The organism is Bartonella sp. AP65SXKL (genome assembly GCF_042195725.1).
Lineage (GTDB): Bacteria > Pseudomonadota > Alphaproteobacteria > Rhizobiales > Rhizobiaceae > Bartonella.
In genome coordinates, this window is sequence record NZ_JBHIOW010000005.1 from 76,543 (window position 1) to 95,602 (window position 19,060).

Genomic DNA, 19,060 nt, shown 5'->3' on the forward strand with positions numbered 1-19,060 from the left:
AGCGAGATATCTTTATTAAAACAAGTGCGTGAATGTACAACAACAAGTATATTTCATTTGGAGTATTTTGGATATTGCCTACTCTCCCCACCCTAGGACAACCATTTTGTCTACAGATCCCCTTATATATTCTGCATATTTTCTGCTGTCATATCTCCTCCAATAAGCTAAAACCCCACATATGCGGGGTTTTAGCCAGTACCACACCTTTATTTAGACACATTATGATCATTATAACCATTTTTATTAAATACGTTTTTACGTATATTTTCAACACAAAAATAACACATATTGATTTATTTAACAGAAATCAATTAAATATTCATGATAATCATTAAAAGTTAAAATGATGAAATTATTATTCAGAACGTACGTCATAATATTTATAACGTTTTTTTCTGTATTCATATTATTGGGTTGTACTCAAGTAAGCGACCTTGCTGAATACGATAGGCTTTACCAAAAATATGTCCATGAAAATTACACTCCTTTAGCATATTCTCAGAAATTAGAAAAAGCAAAAAAAGAGGTAGAATATTTAAAAGCGTATATGGAAAAAACTGTAGATATACCCCATGACAAAAGTCAATTTTGGAAATATTTAATAACATTGCCCCGTAATCCTCCAGAATTCAATATTTTAAGACATTATCACATATTGCTTGTTTTTTGTGGACGCTTTTTTGATTTATGGCAAGGTGATAAAACGATGCCCACACTTACATTTAACGACTTACCAACAAAACTGAAGGATTTTAAAGCTAACGGGATGAAATACAGGAAAGATTAGGATTATATAGAAAATATTTTCTTCCAAGCAAAGTTTGAAACAAACTTTGATGATCCAATGTTTGCGTATGCAGAAAAATTTTTGGATTCCCCTAATGGCATTAGTCGAAAAGAACAAACTCTTCAGACAGAGCAGCTCATCATAGGCAATGAACTCACTCGTTTTAGAAACACAGCAACAATGTGCGTTATGGCTAGAGAGGTATACCTTAAAATGATGCCCAAAGAAGATGTAAAACCGCCCGTAAGATATAGCACTTTTGAAAAATGGAAGCAGTATTTAAAAAATCTTTAAACGGATAATAAAACGCCTTTCAAAATACTTCTAAAGAACCATTAAGCCCTCTCACAATGACTATAATCAAGCACTAAGAGGGTATAAAAAACAATGTTAATTAAACAGTCTTTATTGAGAAGCGTCTTAATTATCGCTCTTTTAACAATGCATCTTTTTTATTCTTCAAAGGGATATACTCATTCGAATGAAGTGTTCTCTTCAAAAGAAATTACAGAAAGAGAGAGATTCTTCCGCATTTTCCTTGTTAATGGAAGTCGCTGGTGGGAAGAAAAATTCTACCAAATTCTCTGGATAGAAAAAACATTTTTTTGGAAAACAAGCGGCAGTTATCGCAACCGCTCTATGAAAAACATGTCAATATAATAAAAAAATGGCAGAATATAATCAAAAAACGACATCATGTATTTAATACTCTGTGCACCCTTATAGAATTAGAAATAGATGCAATGCGACATGTGAATGAAGCAAAACACTCTCATGAGCATACAGATCTCTCAAACCTTATGAAACACATAGAGACATATCAAGAGCGTATAGCTAAAAACAAGAAAGAACTTGAGAAACTTGATCATGAAATTGAGATCTTATACAAAGTTATCATAGAGTATACAAAATTACCATAAACTTTGATCTATTCATTCCATAACTTTATGAAAAGTGCTTCTCAAAGGATATCTTTTATTTTCAAGCACTTTGAACTATCTATCGCCATCTTTAGATACAGAGTGCCAAAGTACAGTAACGTTATCATACAATTTGTTGTATTTTACCAACACAAAATAACACATATTGATTTATTCAACAGAAATGACTTATAAAAGCTCATCAGAAACAAACGACAATAAATACCTTATGTTTAAACACTTTATTTTCTTCGCTATCGTAATAAGCGCTGTTTTATTTACGCATCATACAACGAGTGGATGTACAACAGATGGTCTTTTTGTTGGAAGTACTTCTCCGATCAATTGTATTTCAAAAGAATATATAAGACAGAAAATAAAAAAGAAGCTATTGGAAAAAGAACGCGAAAGAAAATGGTTAGAGCTTGAACAATTTTCTGTTAGCGCTTGTCCAGGTGGAAAATTTCCTGTTTATCATGGCTTTTCTATTATCGATTGTGTTTTGAGAGGAAGAACTAAAACAAAATCGTCTTAATAATGAAATTAATATAATGAACTTATTCCTGCAATGGTTTATCGTAGCACTCGTAATAACAACGATAATGTCTGTTCCCATAAGTTTACTTTGGCGTTTTAGATTTAAGGTTCCTGCCTGTTTATTTACAATAATGACAACCTTGGCTATTATTGCCGTCCCTTTTACATTTGATTTATCGTCTCTCTTTTAATCTATTTTTGTAAAAAATATTTCTAAAATATTAAAAACACCCTGCATTTTTAAGCGTTTTGAACTGTATCTCCTCTCATTTAGAGACAATAGCCCCAAGTACAGCCATGCCACTCAATACAATTTTCACCATATTTCTAACATAAAAATAACACATGTCGATACATTCAAAAGAGATCAATTAAACGATCTTATAAAATAAGAGCAATACACAAAGTGGCTGTATTTAATGATAGTAAATGAAGACGATTATTATGGAATTCTTGGTGTAAGCTACGCATGCAACGATAAACAGATAAAATCTGCTTTTCGTAAATTAGCTCTGCAATACCACCCTGATCATAATTCTAGTACCGAAGCAGAACAAAAATTCAGAAAAATTTGTGAAGCCTATGAAGTTCTTAAAGATCCTCAAAAGAGAGCTGCTTACAATCAGTTCTATCATAAAACTTTTAAAGATAATGACAAGGCTTCTGAAATTAGTAGAAAGCAAGAGAACAGACGACAAGATAATACCGAGCATGTAATTGGTAGTATCATGAATGTAATTTTCATTATTTGTGGAATAATACCTATAATGTGTTATATAATTTCGTTTTTTACGTGGAATATACCACTAGGAATAATAAGTATAGGGTTATTAATTTTCATCAGTATAAAAGGATATTTGGTAAATATTGGTGCATTTATCTTCGGGATCATACTAATATCATTTATCAAAGTTATATGGAGAAGTATCTATTGATCAGTGCTTTTGAAGAGCTTTAAGATCAGCCCCACAGTGAATTCACAAGGTGTGGTAATTTTTGATTTTCTATAACAAGGTAGTGTAGAAAAACATAAAGATTATAATGTCTCTATCCGTTCTTTTCTTATTCTCCCCTTTCCTCCACCCCTCTATTTTTTTCCACAACCTGCCCCCCAATCTTTTCCCCAACAAGCCCACTTGACTCCACACAGACTTTTTCTCATGCCCCTACATCCTTTTCCATGTCGGCTAAGAAAATCCCCGCAAAGCTCTCCCCCCCAAGAACGAAAGCATAACGCGCACCATTGTCTCTGCAATAAAAAAACACTTGCCCGTCATTGTACTCCCCCAGCACTCACCCACAAAAGCTCCCAGAAGCTCCCCGTTGTCCCAATACGTCTAAACAAGCTTTAATGACCTCCCCCGCCAAACACCTCCTTCCATTTTCCAGCATGCTTTACGTATCATTCCAAGCTCCCTACTTGCGTGCCGCAAAAACATAAAAACCGGCTCTTTTCCTCCTTGAACGTGCCTTTTTATAGGTTGGAACCTGTCTGTACTGCTGCTTCCCTTCCCCCTAAACCTCATTTTTGTTCTCCAGCATGCTTTCGTGTCACTCCAAATCACAGGATAACGACCTGCCCCCTTCATCCCCACCATTTCCTCCTCATCCCGCTCCAACATTTCTCTTCCCAAAGCCGCGTATCTCCCCCTTTTCCATATCGGCTAAGAAAATCCCCCAAGCCCCCGCAAAGCTCTCTCCCCCCAAGAACGAAAGCATAACGTACACCATTGTCACCACAATGAAAAAGCAACTCAGCCCTTTCATTGCGGCTCCCCCCCAACACTCACCACAAAAGCACCCAAAATCACAGCCTCCATACCTCTGAACACTTAGCCTTACTCCCATTCTCGTTTTCCCCTCCAGCATACCGCGCCGCCTTGCATGCGCTCCAAGCACCCTTTCTTCCCACATTTTCCCACCATGGCTTTCACATTCCTGTCCCCTAAAGTTCGCTATGCTCCCTGCTTCCCTGCGCCCCCTTATTTGGCACCATCCTCCAACATATGCTTTGCTCTTTTCCCCCTCTGCTCTTTCCTTTTTATAGAACTTTGCCTCTCCTCAACGCTACACAAGATCCCTTCCCACCCCGTCTCATTCTCGTTTTCCCCTCCAGCATACGCTTTGTCTTCATTCCAAGCACCCTTTCTTCCCCCTCCTTCAAAGCAATTTCTGTTCTTATATGAAAACCTGTCCCAACACTCTTAATTTGCTGTACCATCTTCTCCAAAGCCTCATTAAAACGGCTAATTTCATTTTCAAGCTTGCAAATATACGCTTCATCACGATAAGCCCGTTTAATCAAAGGGGGCATATCCGGCCAATAGAGCATTAAATCCACCCATTCGCGTTGAGAAATCCATAATCCCCCTTGACATTGTGCTTTATGTTCTGCTGGAAAGCCCTTTTGCATGAAATGAGGAATTAAAATTTCAGGTTTTTTTGTTTTAATTTCCAACAATCCATTTTTTCCAACAAAAGCATCGGGGGAAAATCCTTGTTCGCGATCATCAGCCAAAACAAAGCCAATACATTCAGGTTCTGTATGTGTCAGTTTCCCATAAAGCTGTCGCGCGCTTGGTTCTAATTCAGTCCCACGTCGCATAGAAAGTGTTGCCCCTTCATCAACGGTTTTTCCGGTAATTCTTTCTCCCGCCAATTTCATCATCACACTCTGATAGCGTGACGTTTTTTGCCCTTGTTTTGTTCGTGCCATAACCATCTCAAACAACGAAGCCGTAATCAAACCATTACGCGCTTGCTGCCATTCCTCTGTTCCTTGAATACAATCGATAATGATTGGCATAGTATTTCTCCCCTTCATCTTTAAGGTGTTTTTTTTGCAACATATTCTCTTTGAAACATTCATATCTTTTAAGATGCATTCCCCACTAAGAATGACAGCATCCTTAAATATTGTGCTGCTGAAATCACAAAAGCTGTTGGAAACGCCCCCCTCAACATCCCCCTCCCCACAAGTTTCTCATCCCCTCCTTTTCCATATCGGTTAAGCCCCCAAGCGGCGCCCTCCCTAGACGAAAGCATAACGCGTGATATTTTCTCCCCGATAAAAAAAAACCTCTTGCCCATCATTGCCCCCCTAAGACTCAATACAAAAACGGTCAGAACCGCGCTCCCATAGCGCCTTCCTCTTCTTCCCTCTCAAACACCTTCCCTCATTTCCCAACATGCTTTCACATTCATATCCAAGCTCTTTGCACTCCCTGCGCTCCAAGCCCTCTACTTTCCCCCCTCCTCCAACACTCTACTCCTTCCCCCTACACGGAACTTTTTTTAAAGATTGACATCTCCTCAACGCTATACGGCTGCCCCTTTTCCACACCTCATATCTCCCCTCCAGCATATGCCTTACATACGCTTCAAGCCCTCCTCCCCCCCACTCGTCCTCCCTCTTAACCAGCCAACCACCAACATTTTCCCCAACAAGCTTCCCCCCAACATCCCTCCTCCCCACAAGTTTCTCATCCCCTCCTTTTCCATATCAGCTAAGCCCCCCAAGTCGTCCCCCCCCCAAGAACGAAAGCATAACGCACACCATTGTCACCGCAATGAAAAAGCACATGGGCCCATCATTGCGCTCTCCCAGCACTCAACACAAAAGCACCCAGAAGCCCCCCCGTTGTCCCAATATGTCTAAACAAGCTTTAACGACCTCCCCCGCCAAACACCTCCTTCCATTTTTCAGCATGCTTTACGTATCATTCCAAGCTCCCTACTTGCGTGCCGCAAAAATACAAAAACCAGCTCTTTCCCCCCTTGAACGTGCCTTTTTATAGGTTGGAACCTGTCTGTACTGCTGCTTATCTTCCCCCTAAGCCTTCATTTTTGTTCTCCAGCATGCTTTCATATCACTCCAACCCCACTGGATAACCCGCTGCCCCCCCATTGCCTTACCCCCCCAATGAACCAGCCGGCAACTTCCCCCCACACAAGCGTCCGCAATTCCCCATATATAGGGCTCTTTTCTTCATACCCTCCTTTCCATATCGGCTACCCCCCCCAAAGCTCCCCACCCCCAAGTCGTCCCCCCCCCAAGAACGAAAGCATAACGTGCACCATTGTCACCGCAATGAAAAAGCACTTGGGCCCATCATTGCGGATTCTTTTTTCAACCCTGCTACTGCACGACGAAAAAATCATGGCGGCAATATTCTTCCTCCAATTTTTTTGCCATAGACTGAGCCACCTCTTGCGATATAAAATGTATAGCGTTGTGTTTTTGTGGTTCGAGTCTGATTAAATTCCGCATATTTCCAGCATAATAAAGTGGAATCCCTTGATACGAAGTCTTGAGATAACTTGGCATGTTTACCACCAATAATCTGTCAAGACATCACATGGGCGTAAACGATGCTGTTTTTCATAAGAGCCATAGAGATTATCTTCATAATCGCAAGCCGCTCTTTCATTTAAACAAGCATGATAAGCTTCACTATTCAAAATGAAGGGCTGCAATTGTGTATTTTCTTCATTCATTTCATGATTTTCGACATAAAAATCAGCGATTTGTTCCGTAATATCTTCAGCATGAGAAGTTGTCAGATCGAGTCGTAAAACTCTATAAACAGTTTCACATTCTTCAATCAGTTCGAGCACTTCTTCGATTTCGTCGATTGGTCCTTCATAAGTACAAGGATTTTCCTCTTCGCATAAAACGACAATGATTTCATCCTCTTTAACGAATGAAATATTTTTCATGATTTCCCCCTTTAGATAGTTGATAAAGCATAGCCTTGTCTTGACAAGACTAAATATAGCGTTAGTCTTATATCCTCTATAGGAGAGATGTCAACCATTTTATCCTTCATAAAAGATATATTTTAAATATCTACGGGGTTCAAATGACATATGTAAAGAAAAATCTATTATTCTTTGTTCCTCTCATGCCCCTTTGTTGTTCTCTATTTGTTCTTACAAAATTGCAATTATAAACACACAGGAGAGATAAAATGAGTGACATAATATTAATAAAACACTGGAGTCGCCTTGACTCAAAAGCACAGAAGGAAGTTATTTTGAAGCTTCGTCAATTGGTCGCCGCAAAAGAGTCAAAATCGCCTGTCTCTCTTGCGGAGAGAGTTTCGAAATAAGCTCTATAAATTCTTTATCTTCAGGGCTAGCCCCTTTCCCGTAAAGAATATAATTCATACTGATATTAATTTCGTGACAAATTCGCGAGAGAGATTCGATTGTTGGTTCTTTTCCTTCAGAAAGAATAGAATGAAGGTACCCCGCGCCTTTACCGGCAGCGAGGGAGATAGATCTTTTTGACCGCCCACTTTTTTCCAAAGCGATTCTTAATCTTTGACGCCAACCATCGATATTCATAATTTCACCATATAGCGCGTCTTTAAAAAAAAACACGTCCTTTTTATAAAACGGGCTTGCATTATCCTCTAAAAAGGATAAAATTAAGGAAACAAATTTTACTTTTTAGGGGGATTTTTTTTTATTTTTAGCTCATAAAAACACTTTAACCACCCTACCGGATATAAAAGACCACCTCCAAAGCTTCTGCCCAAAAGCAAGTACGTTGAGAATGTGTGGTATTCTTTATTTTTTCCATCACCGCAATCTTAAATCGTAAGTTTGCATGCTCTTCAAGCACAGCCAATCATTTATAAGCGTCGTAAAGAAGCCTCTAGTCATCATCGAACAGAGCCAAAAGCAACACAAGTTAAATCCTTATTTGAGCTTTTATCATCAATAAAAATGTATAAAAAAGAAGAAAGTAGATTGCAGTATGAAACACGCTAATCAACAAGAAACTCCTCATTATGAATCGTCTAGGCTTCCATATGTTTGTTGGTATCAAAATGACTTTCTAGGAGGTGTACGTGGGATGCGCGCACACGAAATTGGAATCTATACGATTCTTCTCAATGAAATGTATGCCCGTGGCCGACCTTTAGAAATATCGAAAGAACGTTTAGCGCGTCTTTGTGGTTGTGACAAGCGAACTTTTGTTAATGTTTTAGAGATGCTCATCCAAGAGGGTAAGATTTTAAATTTAGCCAATGGATTATGGAACAAACGTTGCGAAAATGTTTTTCAAGAGCGTGAAAAATTGCTTGAACAAAAATCCTTTGCGGGTCGTTCTTCGGCAAAAAAACGCAAGAAAATCAATGCAGAGATGCAACAACTGCTTAACGAAAGTCCAAAAGATGTTGCACAAAACTCAAAAGCTCAAAAGGCAGAAGAAAAGGAAACACCTTACGGTGTTTTAGAAAAGAAAATTTTGTTTGATGAGACAGAACCTTGTTTTTCCTGCGAAGAGAACTTTGAACAAAGCGATCATCCATCCCCCTCACCGGCTCTTGATTCACCTCTCCCTTTGCCTGCCCAAGCAGAAGCGGAGCAAAAAAACGCCTCCCCTTTAAACGCTCCCCAAGCCGAGTTCACTCCCGCCCCTATCGCGCAAATTGTCACGGGGGAAAAAACAAAATCCGCCACCACTCTTCCCCCCAGCAATCTTCCTGCCTCCATCCCGCTTTGCACCAACAAAAAAACCACAACCTCAGTTACCAAAGGGCATCGTCTTCCTGAGCATTGGCAAGCAGACATCAAGGCGGCAGTTTCAGAAGGTTTGAGTGAAAGCCAAGCCCATTGGCAAGAAAAGAAGTTTCGCGACTATTGGCAAGCCAAAGGCGGCAAAGAAGCTCTCAAAGTAGACTGGCAAGCCACATGGCGCAACTGGTTTCGCCGTGAGATCGAACGGCAAGAACAGCAAAAACAAAGGAGCTCCTCATCTTTTACCTCTGAGAACAATGACACGCTTTACCGCAGTTTGATCAACTATAACGACAATTTTTGACATCACACAAACAACGTATTTTTCAAGCAAGCGCGGGGACAAAAATGCTTCAAAACCACAACAGCATCGGACAAAACAAAAGGCGGCAAAACAACATTTGGATAGGCGATTCACACAGCAAAACGCGTCAACATCGACCATTTTGCTCTCATCACAAAAGCGTTTTCCCCACGCAAAAGACCCCCACAGGCACCCCAACATACACACCCCAACATGCACCCCAATACACCAGGACTCCAGCATGCACCACCCCCTCAGGCATATCCACCCCGCCCTTCTTTCACCCCCTTCCTCCTTTCCACCTTCCTCCTTTTCCCAAGGCGCCACTTCCCATGCTCTTGGCAAACAGACATCAACAGAGCAGCTTCAAAAAACTTCAATGAAAAGCAAACTCTTTGGTAACAAAACACCCCTCCACACAGGCACCCCAACTCATGCCCCACCCCCCCAACAGGACACTCCAACATGCACCACACCCTCACAGACATATCCACCCCGCCCTTCTTTCACCCCCTTCCTCCTTTCCGCTTTCCTCCTTTTTCTCAAGGCGCCACTTCCCATGCTCTTGGCAAGCAGACATCAACAGAGCAGCTTCAAAAACCTTCAATGAAAAGCAAACTCTTTGGCACTCCCCCTCCCACACAGGCACCCCAACACATGCCCCAACAAGGTATCCCAAAACAGGACTCCAACATGCACCACACCCTCACAGATATATCCACCCACCTTCTTGCATCATCCACCCTACCTGCTTCCAACGCGCCCCTCTCAAAGGGCTCCACCTTCCTAAACCCTTGGCAAACAGATACCAACACAGCCATTTCAAAAACTTTCAGGATAGAGCAAGTCCCGCGCAAAAAAGGACCGTATAGCATAAGACCTTTCACCATGTGATCGAACAACGAGAACAGCAAAAACAGAATCCTCACCTCCCACATCTTGAGAAAAACGACAATAATATCACGAATGACCATGAGCACAATTTTTGAAATCAAACAAAAACTTATCTCACAAGCCGATAAAATAGCAGAAATGCTTCTTCCCCAAGGGCACAAACGAGGCAACAATTGGATTGTAGGCAACACACGTGGTGAAGCTGGTCAAAGTTTATCGATTTGCTTGAGTGGTAGTAAAGCAGGACTTTGGTATGATTTTGCAGAAGGCATTGGAGGAGATCTTTTAGACCTTTGGTGTGAAGTCAAAGGCATTAGTCTCTCTCAAGCTTTAGAAGAAGCACGCGCGGCTCTCAATCTGACACGCCCCAAACCCTTTATGGCACCCCATCGTTCCTATCGCCGTCCACCGGTTCCTAAAGGGCAGAGCCCGCAAAATCTTGTAAAAACCTATCTCCACAAAGAACGCCACATTCCTTTAGAGATTATAAAGCGTTACCGCATAGGAGAAAATGGCAAAAAAATCATTTTCCCCTTTTATAAACCCGACGGCACCCTTGCTTTAGTCAAAGAACGGCTTGCGCAAACGGGAGCAAAAACCAAACCAACAGCCTCCCAATGTGAACCGATTTTATTTGGTTGGCAAGCTCTTTACCCCACAAACCACACCTCCACGCACACATCCCAGCAGGCACCCCAAAACACCGCCTCAACCAACCCCGCCTCTACACAGGCATCCCCGCACACCCCCCAGCAGGCACCCACGCACGCACCTCAGCAGGCATCCCAACACACACCTCAGCAGGTACCCTCAACCAACCCCGCCTCCACACAAGCGCCCCAAAACACTGCCTCAACTAACCTCACCTCCACGCAGGCGCCCCAGCAGGCACCCCAACACACACCTCAGCAGATACCCTCAACCAACCACGCCTCCACACAGGCGCCCCAAAACACTGCCTCAACTAACCTCACCTCCACGCAGGCGCCCCAGCAGGTACCCTCAACCAACCACGCCTCCACACAGGCGCCCCAAAACACCGCCTCAACTAACCTCACCTCCACACAGGCATCCCCGCACACACCCCAGCAGGCACCCACGCACGCACCTCAGCAGGTACCCTCAACCAACCCCGCCTCTACACAGGCATCCCAAAACACCACCTCAACCAACCACCCCTCCACGCAGGTGCCCCAGCAGGCACCCCAACACACACCTCAGCAGGTACCCTCAACCAACCACGCCTCCACGCACACATCCCAGCAGGCGACCCAGCACACACCTCAGCAAGTATTCCAACACACATCCCAACAGGTACCCTCAACCAACCACGCCTCCACGCAGGCATCCCAAAACACCGCCTCAACCAACCACCCCTCCACGCAGGCGCCCCAAAACACCACCTCAATCAACCCCACCTCCACAAAGGCATCCCAAAACACCACCTCAACCAACCACCCCTCCACACAGGCATCCCAAAACACCGCCTCAACCAACCACGCCTCCACACAGGCGCCCCAAAACACACCTCAGCAGGTACCCTCAATCAACCCCACCTCCACACACACACACCAACAGGCACCCACACACACCCCCCAACAGGCGCCATTTCCCATTCTTTCTTCAACAAACCGTACCATTGTTATCACTGAAGGAGAAATTGATGCGCTATCCTTAGCCGCCTATGGATATCCGGCGGTTTCTGTTCCCTTTGGAGGAGGCGGTGGAGGAAAACACAACTGGATTGAAAATGAATTTGATCATTTAGAATCTTTTGAAACGATTTTTTTAGCCACCGATATGGATCCGCCCGGAGAAGAAGCAGCCCGTGAGATTGCCAGCAGGCTTGGACGCCACCGTTGCTACCGTGTCCGTTTACCCCTTAAAGATGCCAATGACTGTTTAACCGCAGGGATTGATAAAGCCACCATAAAAGCCGCCTTTTCCTCAGCACAAAGCTTTGCACCAGAAGGTTTACGGCGCGCCTCAGACTATAAAGATCAAGTGATTGGGCTTTTTTGGCCAGAGCCTGAAAAACATCTTGGTTATACGGTTCCCTATCCTAAACTGAAGGACAAATTGCATTTCCGCCCAGCAGAATTAACGCTCTGGAGCGGTGCGAGTGGTGCAGGTAAAAGCCAATTATTATCAGATTGTATTCCCCATTGGATTGCACAAAAGAGTCGCCTTTGCTTAGCGTCTCTAGAAATGAAAGGAGAACAATCGCTTCGCCGTTTAACCAAACAAACGGGCGGCTTAGAACAGCCTACAAAAGAGACGATTGAACGGATTCTTCATTTTTTAGACGAAGGGCTTATTCTTTATGAACATGTTGGCAAATCGAGCGTTGACACCTTGCTTGAAGTCTTTGACTATTGTCGTGCGCGCTATGGCTGCGATCAATTTATCATCGACAGTTTGATGCGGCTTGGCATTGCCTCTGATGATTATGCAAGACAAGAACAAGCCGTTTATAAAATGGTTGATTGGGCTGTTTTAAACAGTGTGCACATCCACCTTGTCGCCCATGCCCGCAAAGGCGGTCTGGATAAAGATATCCCCAGCACAGAGGACATTAAAGGCGCCTCAGAAATTGGTGCCAATGCCTTTAACATCATCACCATTTGGCGCAATCGGTCGTTGGAAGATAAAATCTTTGCCGCCTCTCTCGCACAAGAAAAAGCAGATTTAGCCAAACGCCCAGGTGTCATTATGAATATTGCCAAACAACGTTCTGGTGATTTTGAAGGCAAAATAGGGCTTTGGTTTGATCCCCAAACTTATCGCTATCGCTGTTCTTTTGAACAATCATTCCCTCGACGTTATCTGTAATGCCCTATAAACCCCACTCTCTTTAAAAACGCCTCCGCTTTCAAACGCGCACGTCTTGCTCCCACAGAAACAACAGGAAGGATCAATCCACAAATGATGAAAAACACCCAATCCTTCGCGAACCAAAGCCTGCTCAACCCTAGATTTTCTGCTCCCAAACGCAAACAAAAAAAGGTCGCTCCAACAACGGCGCAAAACACCACCCCCTTCAATAACCACAAACAACGCGTCACCACCCCATCTCGCCGCCCCCTCATATGCAAAATCAAGAACCACTCCAACAGTGCAGCAAACACGATCCCTATCAAGGACAGGAGACCCCATGGTATGTCCATATTCTCCATCCCCCAAAGAGCTAAAAAAAGGACGACTCCTAAAATGCAATAAAACAGCACTTCCTTCAAAAAGAGGGAAACACCACAAATACAATAAAACGCCGCTCGCCACCACGGAATATCGAAGCGCTTGGAAACCTTATAAGTACCAATAACGACAACAATAAAAAGGTAGGAAAACACCAACAACAGCAAAAAAAACAAATCGTTCGACATCACATACCCCTCACAGCAAGCCCATTAAAGATCACACCCATAAGACAAAAAAACACACCCTACTTTAAGAACCAAGCCCATAGAACACGCGCACGCCTTACACCCTGATAAATCAAAGGAGAAAAAAATCCAACAATAAAGGGCAACACCCTCTCATTCGAGAACCAAAGCCAGCTCAACCCTAGATTCTCTGCTCCCAGACGGGTAAAACAAAGAATTGGTGCCAAAATGCAGAAAAACAGCACAAAATTCAAAGCACGCAACGACCTCTGTAACACCGTATCACTTTGCTCGCGTATAAAGAACCCCAAGAGCACTTTTAACAATAAAGACAAGAGCAAAACCTTTAAGAATACCGCCCTTATGCTATCCATATCTCTGACACCCACAGCAGCAAACCACAGGATAAAGCCCATCATGCAACAAAACATAACCGCCTTTAAGAACACTTGCCAAGCAACAGGCATGCTCTTGACGCCCAGATGCACCAAACCAAGGACAGTTGCAAAAATGCAAGAAAACACAGCCCCCTTTAAGAGCAGCTGCCCGTCAACAGCGCGCCTGCCCACGCCCACATAAATAAAACCAAGGTAGGTGGCAAGGGCGCCATAAAGCACCACCCATCTCCAAAACATCCAACCTGTAACAGAGCGACGCTTGGCAATCTTATCAAGAAAAACCAAGGCTAGAGCAAAAAAGCAGAAAAACCAAGGCAACAGCCAAAACATCACATCGTTCGACATCAAATACCCCTCACAGAAAGAACATCAAAGATCACGCCCGTGGGAAAGAGAAATGCTCATTCTTTTTAAGCACCATCCCAACAGTACACGCATACAGCGTACCCCCTCCAAAACAAAAAAAGGAACGAATCCAACACTGCTCACAAACACCCCATTGTTAAAGATCAAAAACCAGTGCCCCCCATATGCTTGGCTCCGTTATACGCCAACCCAACAACAGCTCCAACAACGCCACCAAACACCAGCCCCTTAAAAAACATGTCCCATGCAACCACCATACACCCCGCACCCTCATAAGCAAAACCAAAGACCATGCCCAAAATGCAGCAAAAGATCAATCCTTTACAAAGAATGAAAGCCTAAACCCAAGACGCTTTGCCCCTAGACAAATAAGCCCAAGGATAAGACCAAAGACAACGCCAAAAAGAATGTTAAAAACCCACTTGTTTGAAAACCACACCTGAGCCAAACCAAAATGCTCAGCTTTCGCATAAACAAAATCAGAGGTCACGCCAACAAAGAATGCAAGCACCCCACCCTTAAAAAAGTCCTTCCTTGTAAACCCGAAAAACCTTATTCCCACATAAATAGAAACAAAGGCGAGCGCCAAAGGGCAGAAAAACCCCAACCACTGCCAAAACATCACATCGTTCGACATCAAATACCCCTCACAGAAAGAACATCAAAGACCACGCCCGTGGGAAAGAAAAATGCTCATTTTTTTAAGCACCCCAACAGTACACGCATACACCGTACCCCCTCCAGAGCAAAAAAAGGAACAAGTCCAATAGTGCCCGCAAAAACCCCATTGTTCAAGAACCAATGCGTGCTCCAGCCCATATGCTTTACTCCCACATGTGCCAACCCAACGACAGTGCCAATAATGCAAGAAAACACCACCCACTTGAAGCACCACACCCCACGCGATATCCATTTACCCCGCACCCTCATAAGCAAAACCAAGGACAGCGCCAGCAATGCAACAAACACCGCTCCTATCACTAAAAATTCCCATGATATATCAAAACGCTTCGCTCCCTTATAAGCAAAGCCAAGAACCACTACAGCAATGGTGCAAAACACCACAGCCTTCAAAAACACGCCCCACGATACAGTTCTACTGTTTGCTCCCACAACAATAAAACAAAAGGTCGCTCCAGCAATGCAAGAAATCACCACCCCCTGCCAAAAAACCTCCCACGTAATAGCCGGTCGCCCCGCATCTTCATAAGCAAAGCCAAGGACCATGCCAACAACGCAGCAAAACGCCAGCCCCTTTAAAAACATGTCCCGCGCAACCACCATACGCCCCGCTCCTTCATCAATAAAAATCAGAGACCATGCCAAAAATGCAGCAAAAGATCAATCCTTTTCAAAGAATGAAATCCTAAACCCAAGACGCCTTACCCCTCTATAAATAAGAGCAAGGACAAAGCCCAAAAGGACATAAAACACCCACTTGTTTGAAAACCACACCTGAGCCAAACCAAAATGCTCAGCTTGCTTATAAACAAAATCAGAGACAGCAGCCAAAATGAAGCTCAACAACACCATCTTGAGGAACAAACCCTTCGTTACACCACGCCGCTGCATTACTTCATAACCCAACATAAGGAAAATACCGGGAATGCCATAAAACGCCACAGCTCGTAAAAATACGCCCCACGTCATCCCAAGAGCCTTCATTTCCACATAAACAGCCACAGAGACATAGGCTACAATACAGCTAAACACCAATCCCTTCAGAGACAAAAGCCCGCGCGCCATCACTCACCTCCCTCATCAAGTCATTCAAGGAAAATCCACCATGCGACAAAACACCCCTCTTTTCAAGAGCCAAATCCATGGGGCTCCCACACACAAGCGCAACAGTCCAAGTCACCCCCAAGAGCGCATACCCCCACGGCACACTCCAACACATGTCTTCCTCTCACCCCCCTCTTTTGCCTAGATCAAGCAACATTTTTTAAAAAACGAGAAGCAAAATTAAAATTTTTAAGGAGATGCTATGACCCATAAGCAGAAAAAAAATACGCAAACCTGCCCGCTTGATCATCAAAATCAAGAAAAGCACATTGGTCATTTAAAGACGCAAGAAATCCCTGTAGAAACGCGTAATCCTTATTTTAAACCCAATCATCGAGAAAGTTCCAGCAACCCGCGCACTATCAATGCCATTGCCAATGCACAAAGCCATCCCATTGCCCTTTTATATGCGAAAGGACATCTCAGCAAAGCCCAATATAAAGCGGCAGAACGTTTTTATTTTTACTGGCGTCAAAGCCAAGCCGATCTCCACATGAGCCTTGACTACACCCGTGAAAAGGTTTCCTGTAGCCAAGGGTACACACACCCTATTGAACGTCAAATAGAAGCCTCCAATCATTTAAGAACAATCAAAGTTCAACTGGGTATTCTTGGCTATTCACTGCTTGAACGCGTTATCGGCCATGGACAAGCGATAAAAGAATTAAGTTCTTCAAAACGCAAACAAAACTCCCTTGCCGATCATTTACGAGATTGTTTAGACTTGCTCGCATTTCATTGGGGATATGCAAACCATAAACATTTTGAATAATCCCCCTCCTCGCCATTTTAAGCGGCCTCCCATGTTGCCCCGCCCCCTCTAAAGAAACCTCCCCCACACGGGCTCAAGCATCCAGCAGCTCTCGCCCCCATTTCCATTACCTTGCCCCCCACACCCAAAAGGACAATACTTCACCCCCACACATACTTAAGATACACCCCACACTCTTAAAAACAAAAAGCCTTCCCCCATATCAGTCCTATAATCATGAGGGGCTCTTAATTCGTTTTTGATTGAAGAATATTCTCAAGATGCTTGCATGTATAATAATATTTTTAAATATAGTTTAATTAATATCGAGTCTTAAAACAAATATTCAATTGAAAAAAGTATTAAGTTTTAATGCAAAATGACAAAATTTTTTGTAAAAAGTATTTTTTATATTGCTATTTTTTCAATTCTCTGCTAACCATAATATGGTAGGTTCTTTAAGTATGATTTTTTTGTATTTAGTACGGCCTTTTAAATTTATTCTTTTTTGACACGTCCTGCGAGTCAATGTTAAAATTCTCCTGCTTTTTGGTCCTCTGATTGCGACGGAGGACTTTTTTTTATGACTGTACTTTTTATAACTGTATTGTCTTAAATCACTTCCTTATGAGCTTTGTGATAATTCCTCCATAAGGTTTACCCGCAAAATAGATCATTCTTTTGTCAAATTGACTTGCGTTCCATTCTTAAAGAACAAAGATTCTTAACTCAATCTGATTTACAAACAGCTTGGATACACTTCCCTCTTGGTTTGCCATTCCCTCTTGGCTTCTATTCAGGTTTTTCCACTAAACTCAAGGCGCAACAGAAACTTGCTCTGTCTCAAAAATTCACCACGCCCTTAAAAAAACACTTAAAACATATCCAAGGAAGCTTGCTTCATATCACCAAACCTCAAATGACCGTGTTTTACGGCATAACAGAATGACTTAACTATTGGATAACTTTCTTTATCGCCCCCCAACAGGTTGATGTATCACGACAACATATTGATTTATAATCATCATATCCCGTTATCCATATTAAAACCCGTTATCCATATAAAATTAAGAGACGCAGATATCATAGGGATTCTCTCATTTTAAATTTATTTCATGTTGCATCAATCAACACCTTGTCTTTTCCACATTACAAACATAAGAGACATATGAAATAAAGCACTTCAAAGATTTCAAAGATAAAGAATCAAAATGCCTCTTATGAACACGCTCAAGAGCCAAAGGCTATCATCACATGAGGTGAGAATAGTATGATAGTGCTGGCTTTCCCCTTATGAGAATTTAAAGAAGGGCTTATCCACTTCACAAGAGATTTCTCCATTATCAGATTTACCAATATCTCCAATCACCAATATAATTGTGATGATAAGATCACATAATGTTTTTAAACAAGTAGGTAAATGTGCAACACAAATATATTCTATTTAGAACATTCTGTTTTATGTGAGTCGCGTAAACTCCCATTAAAAAACAAAATCCCCCATTAAAAACAAAATCCCTATGAGAAAAAATCTAAAGCGTGAGAATAAAAACATGAGACAAGTGTGATTCCATTCAGATATTGCTCTTTAACCGTCAAACCGAATAAAAAATAGATTCGGAAAGTATGTTAATCTTCCTAACTTAAGAGATAAACTAAGAATATAGACAACATCTCTCCTAACATTCCCCTTTTTCTAGCATCGCGTAAGAATCAAAAGTTATACAGCTTATTTTGTCATATTATAAAGCACTGTTTTTTAAGGCGGTATTGAAGCAGTTAAAACAATTGAAGTGTTTAGCCAACGCCATCGCCATTAGCAAAGCTAAAAAAACAAACTGTTGAAAAGCCGTGCATATCTTGTGTAAACACAAAAAAAACAAGAAAAAGGCACAAAAATATCTCAATTTTTATAAAAATACATCAGCGTCTTTTACGATTGTATTGACGAACAACCCTTATCACATAATCATCTTAAATATTGAGAATAAAGAATGAATAGCCCTCGCAAATACAGCAACCTATCAATAAAAATATAAAAACAAATCTTTTTGTTATCTCTGTTTCTTATGGAATATGCCTTTCCCTATGGATGCACTTTAGCCTCCAAAGAGTGCATTCAATCCATGGAAAGGATGCACTCCAGCCCTTAAAGAGTGCATCCTTCCCCTCAACGGATACCGCCAAACCCTCATAAAGGCAGTATCCAATTTATAAGAGGATGCACTCCGCGCCTTAAAAAGAGTGCATCCTTCCCCTCAACGGAAACTGCCAAACCCTCATAAGGCAGTATCCAATCCATAAGAGGATGCACTCCAGCCCTCAAAAAGAGTGCATCCTTCCCCTCAACGGAAACTGCCAAACCCTCATAAGGCAGTATCCAATCCATAAGAGGATGCAC

23 protein-coding genes and 1 pseudogene are annotated in these 19,060 nt (G+C 42.4%); 8 read left to right on the forward strand and 16 right to left on the reverse strand.

Annotation, left to right across the window (positions count from 1 at the left end; genetic code table 11):
- Positions 1–346 precede the first annotated feature (346 nt).
- The 5 genes and pseudogenes from ACFIMP_RS04575 to ACFIMP_RS04595 form a co-directional block, all read left to right on the forward strand.
- Positions 347–790: a hypothetical protein gene (locus ACFIMP_RS04575; protein ID WP_375686060.1), complete on the forward strand. Its 444-nt coding sequence runs from the start codon at positions 347–349 to the stop codon at positions 788–790.
- Between the two features lie 557 nt (positions 791–1,347).
- A complete protein-coding gene (locus tag ACFIMP_RS04580) occupies positions 1,348–1,710 on the forward strand; it encodes a hypothetical protein (protein ID WP_375615916.1) in 363 nt (120 codons plus the stop codon).
- A gap of 184 nt (positions 1,711–1,894) precedes the next feature.
- A complete protein-coding gene (locus ACFIMP_RS04585) occupies positions 1,895–2,245 on the forward strand; it encodes a hypothetical protein (protein WP_375668412.1) in 351 nt (116 codons plus the stop codon).
- Between the two features lie 16 nt (positions 2,246–2,261).
- Positions 2,262–2,438, forward strand: a complete 177-nt coding sequence (locus ACFIMP_RS04590; RefSeq protein ID WP_375633334.1) for a hypothetical protein — start codon at positions 2,262–2,264, stop codon at positions 2,436–2,438.
- Between the two features lie 228 nt (positions 2,439–2,666).
- A pseudogene (locus ACFIMP_RS04595) lies at positions 2,667–2,906 on the forward strand (DnaJ domain-containing protein); the annotation flags it as partial.
- 678 nt (positions 2,907–3,584) lie between these two features.
- Here ACFIMP_RS04595 and ACFIMP_RS04600 read toward each other — a convergent pair.
- The 8 genes from ACFIMP_RS04600 to ACFIMP_RS04635 form a co-directional block, all read right to left on the reverse strand.
- Positions 3,585–3,869, reverse strand: a complete 285-nt coding sequence (locus tag ACFIMP_RS04600) for a hypothetical protein (protein WP_375631880.1) — start codon at positions 3,867–3,869, stop codon at positions 3,585–3,587.
- Positions 3,853–4,161, reverse strand: coding sequence for a hypothetical protein (locus ACFIMP_RS04605; RefSeq protein ID WP_375631882.1), 309 nt, complete (start codon positions 4,159–4,161; stop codon positions 3,853–3,855). Before ACFIMP_RS04605 ends, ACFIMP_RS04600 begins: the two co-directional genes overlap by 17 nt.
- A 127-nt stretch (positions 4,162–4,288) precedes the next feature.
- The gene (locus tag ACFIMP_RS04610; protein ID WP_375640868.1) at positions 4,289–5,053 is read right to left on the reverse strand and encodes a lambda exonuclease family protein; all 765 of its coding nucleotides are present in this window, start codon (positions 5,051–5,053) and stop codon (positions 4,289–4,291) included.
- A 68-nt stretch (positions 5,054–5,121) separates the two neighbouring features.
- Positions 5,122–5,340, reverse strand: coding sequence for a hypothetical protein (locus tag ACFIMP_RS04615; RefSeq protein ID WP_375671810.1), 219 nt, complete (start codon positions 5,338–5,340; stop codon positions 5,122–5,124).
- 276 nt (positions 5,341–5,616) lie between these two features.
- On the reverse strand, positions 5,617–5,766 hold the full coding sequence (locus ACFIMP_RS04620; RefSeq protein ID WP_375686061.1) for a hypothetical protein: 150 nt from the start codon (positions 5,764–5,766) through the stop codon (positions 5,617–5,619).
- A gap of 619 nt (positions 5,767–6,385) precedes the next feature.
- Positions 6,386–6,574 (reverse strand): hypothetical protein, encoded by a 189-nt coding sequence (locus ACFIMP_RS04625; protein ID WP_375686062.1) that lies wholly within the window; start codon positions 6,572–6,574, stop codon positions 6,386–6,388.
- Between the two features lie 2 nt (positions 6,575–6,576).
- On the reverse strand, positions 6,577–6,966 hold the full coding sequence (locus ACFIMP_RS04630) for a hypothetical protein (RefSeq protein ID WP_375634523.1): 390 nt from the start codon (positions 6,964–6,966) through the stop codon (positions 6,577–6,579).
- A gap of 312 nt (positions 6,967–7,278) precedes the next feature.
- Entirely contained in the window at positions 7,279–7,596 is a 318-nt protein-coding gene (locus ACFIMP_RS04635) for a helix-turn-helix domain-containing protein (protein WP_273790852.1), read from the reverse strand.
- A 415-nt stretch (positions 7,597–8,011) separates the two neighbouring features.
- Between ACFIMP_RS04635 and ACFIMP_RS04640 the strand changes: the two genes are divergently transcribed.
- Together ACFIMP_RS04640 and ACFIMP_RS04645 are read left to right on the forward strand one after the other, a co-directional pair.
- Entirely contained in the window at positions 8,012–9,082 is a 1,071-nt protein-coding gene (locus ACFIMP_RS04640) for a YdaU family protein (protein ID WP_375686063.1), read from the forward strand.
- 972 nt (positions 9,083–10,054) lie between these two features.
- Positions 10,055–12,808 (forward strand): toprim domain-containing protein, encoded by a 2,754-nt coding sequence (locus ACFIMP_RS04645; protein WP_404977379.1) that lies wholly within the window; start codon positions 10,055–10,057, stop codon positions 12,806–12,808.
- Here ACFIMP_RS04645 and ACFIMP_RS04650 read toward each other — a convergent pair.
- From ACFIMP_RS04650 to ACFIMP_RS04680, 7 genes are all read right to left on the reverse strand, one after another.
- Entirely contained in the window at positions 12,799–13,359 is a 561-nt protein-coding gene (locus ACFIMP_RS04650) for a hypothetical protein (RefSeq protein ID WP_375686064.1), read from the reverse strand. The genes ACFIMP_RS04645 and ACFIMP_RS04650 overlap by 10 nt on opposite strands.
- A 59-nt stretch (positions 13,360–13,418) precedes the next feature.
- Positions 13,419–14,102 carry a hypothetical protein gene (locus ACFIMP_RS04655; RefSeq protein WP_375686065.1) on the reverse strand — a complete coding sequence of 228 codons (684 nt, stop codon included), beginning with the start codon at positions 14,100–14,102 and terminating at the stop codon, positions 13,419–13,421.
- Positions 14,103–14,266: 164 nt separating this feature from the next.
- Entirely contained in the window at positions 14,267–14,416 is a 150-nt protein-coding gene (locus ACFIMP_RS04660) for a hypothetical protein (protein ID WP_375686066.1), read from the reverse strand.
- Positions 14,417–14,436: 20 nt separating this feature from the next.
- A complete protein-coding gene (locus ACFIMP_RS04665; RefSeq protein WP_375686067.1) occupies positions 14,437–14,760 on the reverse strand; it encodes a hypothetical protein in 324 nt (107 codons plus the stop codon).
- Positions 14,761–14,816: 56 nt separating this feature from the next.
- Positions 14,817–15,449 carry a hypothetical protein gene (locus ACFIMP_RS04670; protein WP_375686068.1) on the reverse strand — a complete coding sequence of 211 codons (633 nt, stop codon included), beginning with the start codon at positions 15,447–15,449 and terminating at the stop codon, positions 14,817–14,819.
- A gap of 15 nt (positions 15,450–15,464) precedes the next feature.
- Positions 15,465–15,869, reverse strand: coding sequence for a hypothetical protein (locus ACFIMP_RS04675; RefSeq protein WP_375686069.1), 405 nt, complete (start codon positions 15,867–15,869; stop codon positions 15,465–15,467).
- Entirely contained in the window at positions 15,829–16,023 is a 195-nt protein-coding gene (locus tag ACFIMP_RS04680) for a hypothetical protein (RefSeq protein ID WP_375668421.1), read from the reverse strand. Before ACFIMP_RS04680 ends, ACFIMP_RS04675 begins: the two co-directional genes overlap by 41 nt.
- An 87-nt stretch (positions 16,024–16,110) precedes the next feature.
- On the opposite strand from ACFIMP_RS04680, the gene ACFIMP_RS04685 reads away from it, so the two are divergent.
- Positions 16,111–16,680, forward strand: a complete 570-nt coding sequence (locus ACFIMP_RS04685; protein ID WP_375638462.1) for a hypothetical protein — start codon at positions 16,111–16,113, stop codon at positions 16,678–16,680.
- Between the two features lie 2,170 nt (positions 16,681–18,850).
- Here the strand turns inward: ACFIMP_RS04685 and ACFIMP_RS04690 are convergent.
- Positions 18,851–19,060, reverse strand: a 210-nt coding sequence (locus ACFIMP_RS04690; protein WP_375686070.1) for a hypothetical protein, incomplete at its 5' end; no start/stop codon positions are given.

Bases quoted from the DNA above. Each gene is read 5' to 3' on its own strand.
- ACFIMP_RS04575 (WP_375686060.1), top strand. From the start codon at position 347: ATGATGAAATTATTATTCAGAACGTACGTCATAATATTTATAACGTTT.
- ACFIMP_RS04585 (WP_375668412.1), top strand. From the start codon at position 1,895: ATGACTTATAAAAGCTCATCAGAAACAAACGACAATAAATACCTTATG.
- ACFIMP_RS04590 (WP_375633334.1), top strand. From the start codon at position 2,262: ATGAACTTATTCCTGCAATGGTTTATCGTAGCACTCGTAATAACAACG.
- ACFIMP_RS04600 (WP_375631880.1), bottom strand. From the start codon at position 3,869: ATGTTGGAGCGGGATGAGGAGGAAATGGTGGGGATGAAGGGGGCAGGT.
- ACFIMP_RS04605 (WP_375631882.1), bottom strand. From the start codon at position 4,161: ATGTGGGAAGAAAGGGTGCTTGGAGCGCATGCAAGGCGGCGCGGTATG.
- ACFIMP_RS04610 (WP_375640868.1), bottom strand. From the start codon at position 5,053: ATGCCAATCATTATCGATTGTATTCAAGGAACAGAGGAATGGCAGCAA.
- ACFIMP_RS04615 (WP_375671810.1), bottom strand. From the start codon at position 5,340: ATGATGGGCAAGAGGTTTTTTTTTATCGGGGAGAAAATATCACGCGTT.
- ACFIMP_RS04625 (WP_375686062.1), bottom strand. From the start codon at position 6,574: ATGCCAAGTTATCTCAAGACTTCGTATCAAGGGATTCCACTTTATTAT.
- ACFIMP_RS04630 (WP_375634523.1), bottom strand. From the start codon at position 6,966: ATGAAAAATATTTCATTCGTTAAAGAGGATGAAATCATTGTCGTTTTA.
- ACFIMP_RS04635 (WP_273790852.1), bottom strand. From the start codon at position 7,596: ATGAATATCGATGGTTGGCGTCAAAGATTAAGAATCGCTTTGGAAAAA.
- ACFIMP_RS04640 (WP_375686063.1), top strand. From the start codon at position 8,012: ATGAAACACGCTAATCAACAAGAAACTCCTCATTATGAATCGTCTAGG.
- ACFIMP_RS04645 (WP_404977379.1), top strand. From the start codon at position 10,055: ATGAGCACAATTTTTGAAATCAAACAAAAACTTATCTCACAAGCCGAT.
- ACFIMP_RS04650 (WP_375686064.1), bottom strand. From the start codon at position 13,359: ATGTCGAACGATTTGTTTTTTTTGCTGTTGTTGGTGTTTTCCTACCTT.
- ACFIMP_RS04655 (WP_375686065.1), bottom strand. From the start codon at position 14,102: ATGTCGAACGATGTGATGTTTTGGCTGTTGCCTTGGTTTTTCTGCTTT.
- ACFIMP_RS04660 (WP_375686066.1), bottom strand. From the start codon at position 14,416: ATGGTCTTTGGTTTTGCTTATGAGGGTGCGGGGTGTATGGTGGTTGCA.
- ACFIMP_RS04665 (WP_375686067.1), bottom strand. From the start codon at position 14,760: ATGTCGAACGATGTGATGTTTTGGCAGTGGTTGGGGTTTTTCTGCCCT.
- ACFIMP_RS04675 (WP_375686069.1), bottom strand. From the start codon at position 15,869: ATGGCGCGCGGGCTTTTGTCTCTGAAGGGATTGGTGTTTAGCTGTATT.
- ACFIMP_RS04680 (WP_375668421.1), bottom strand. From the start codon at position 16,023: ATGTGTTGGAGTGTGCCGTGGGGGTATGCGCTCTTGGGGGTGACTTGG.
- ACFIMP_RS04685 (WP_375638462.1), top strand. From the start codon at position 16,111: ATGACCCATAAGCAGAAAAAAAATACGCAAACCTGCCCGCTTGATCAT.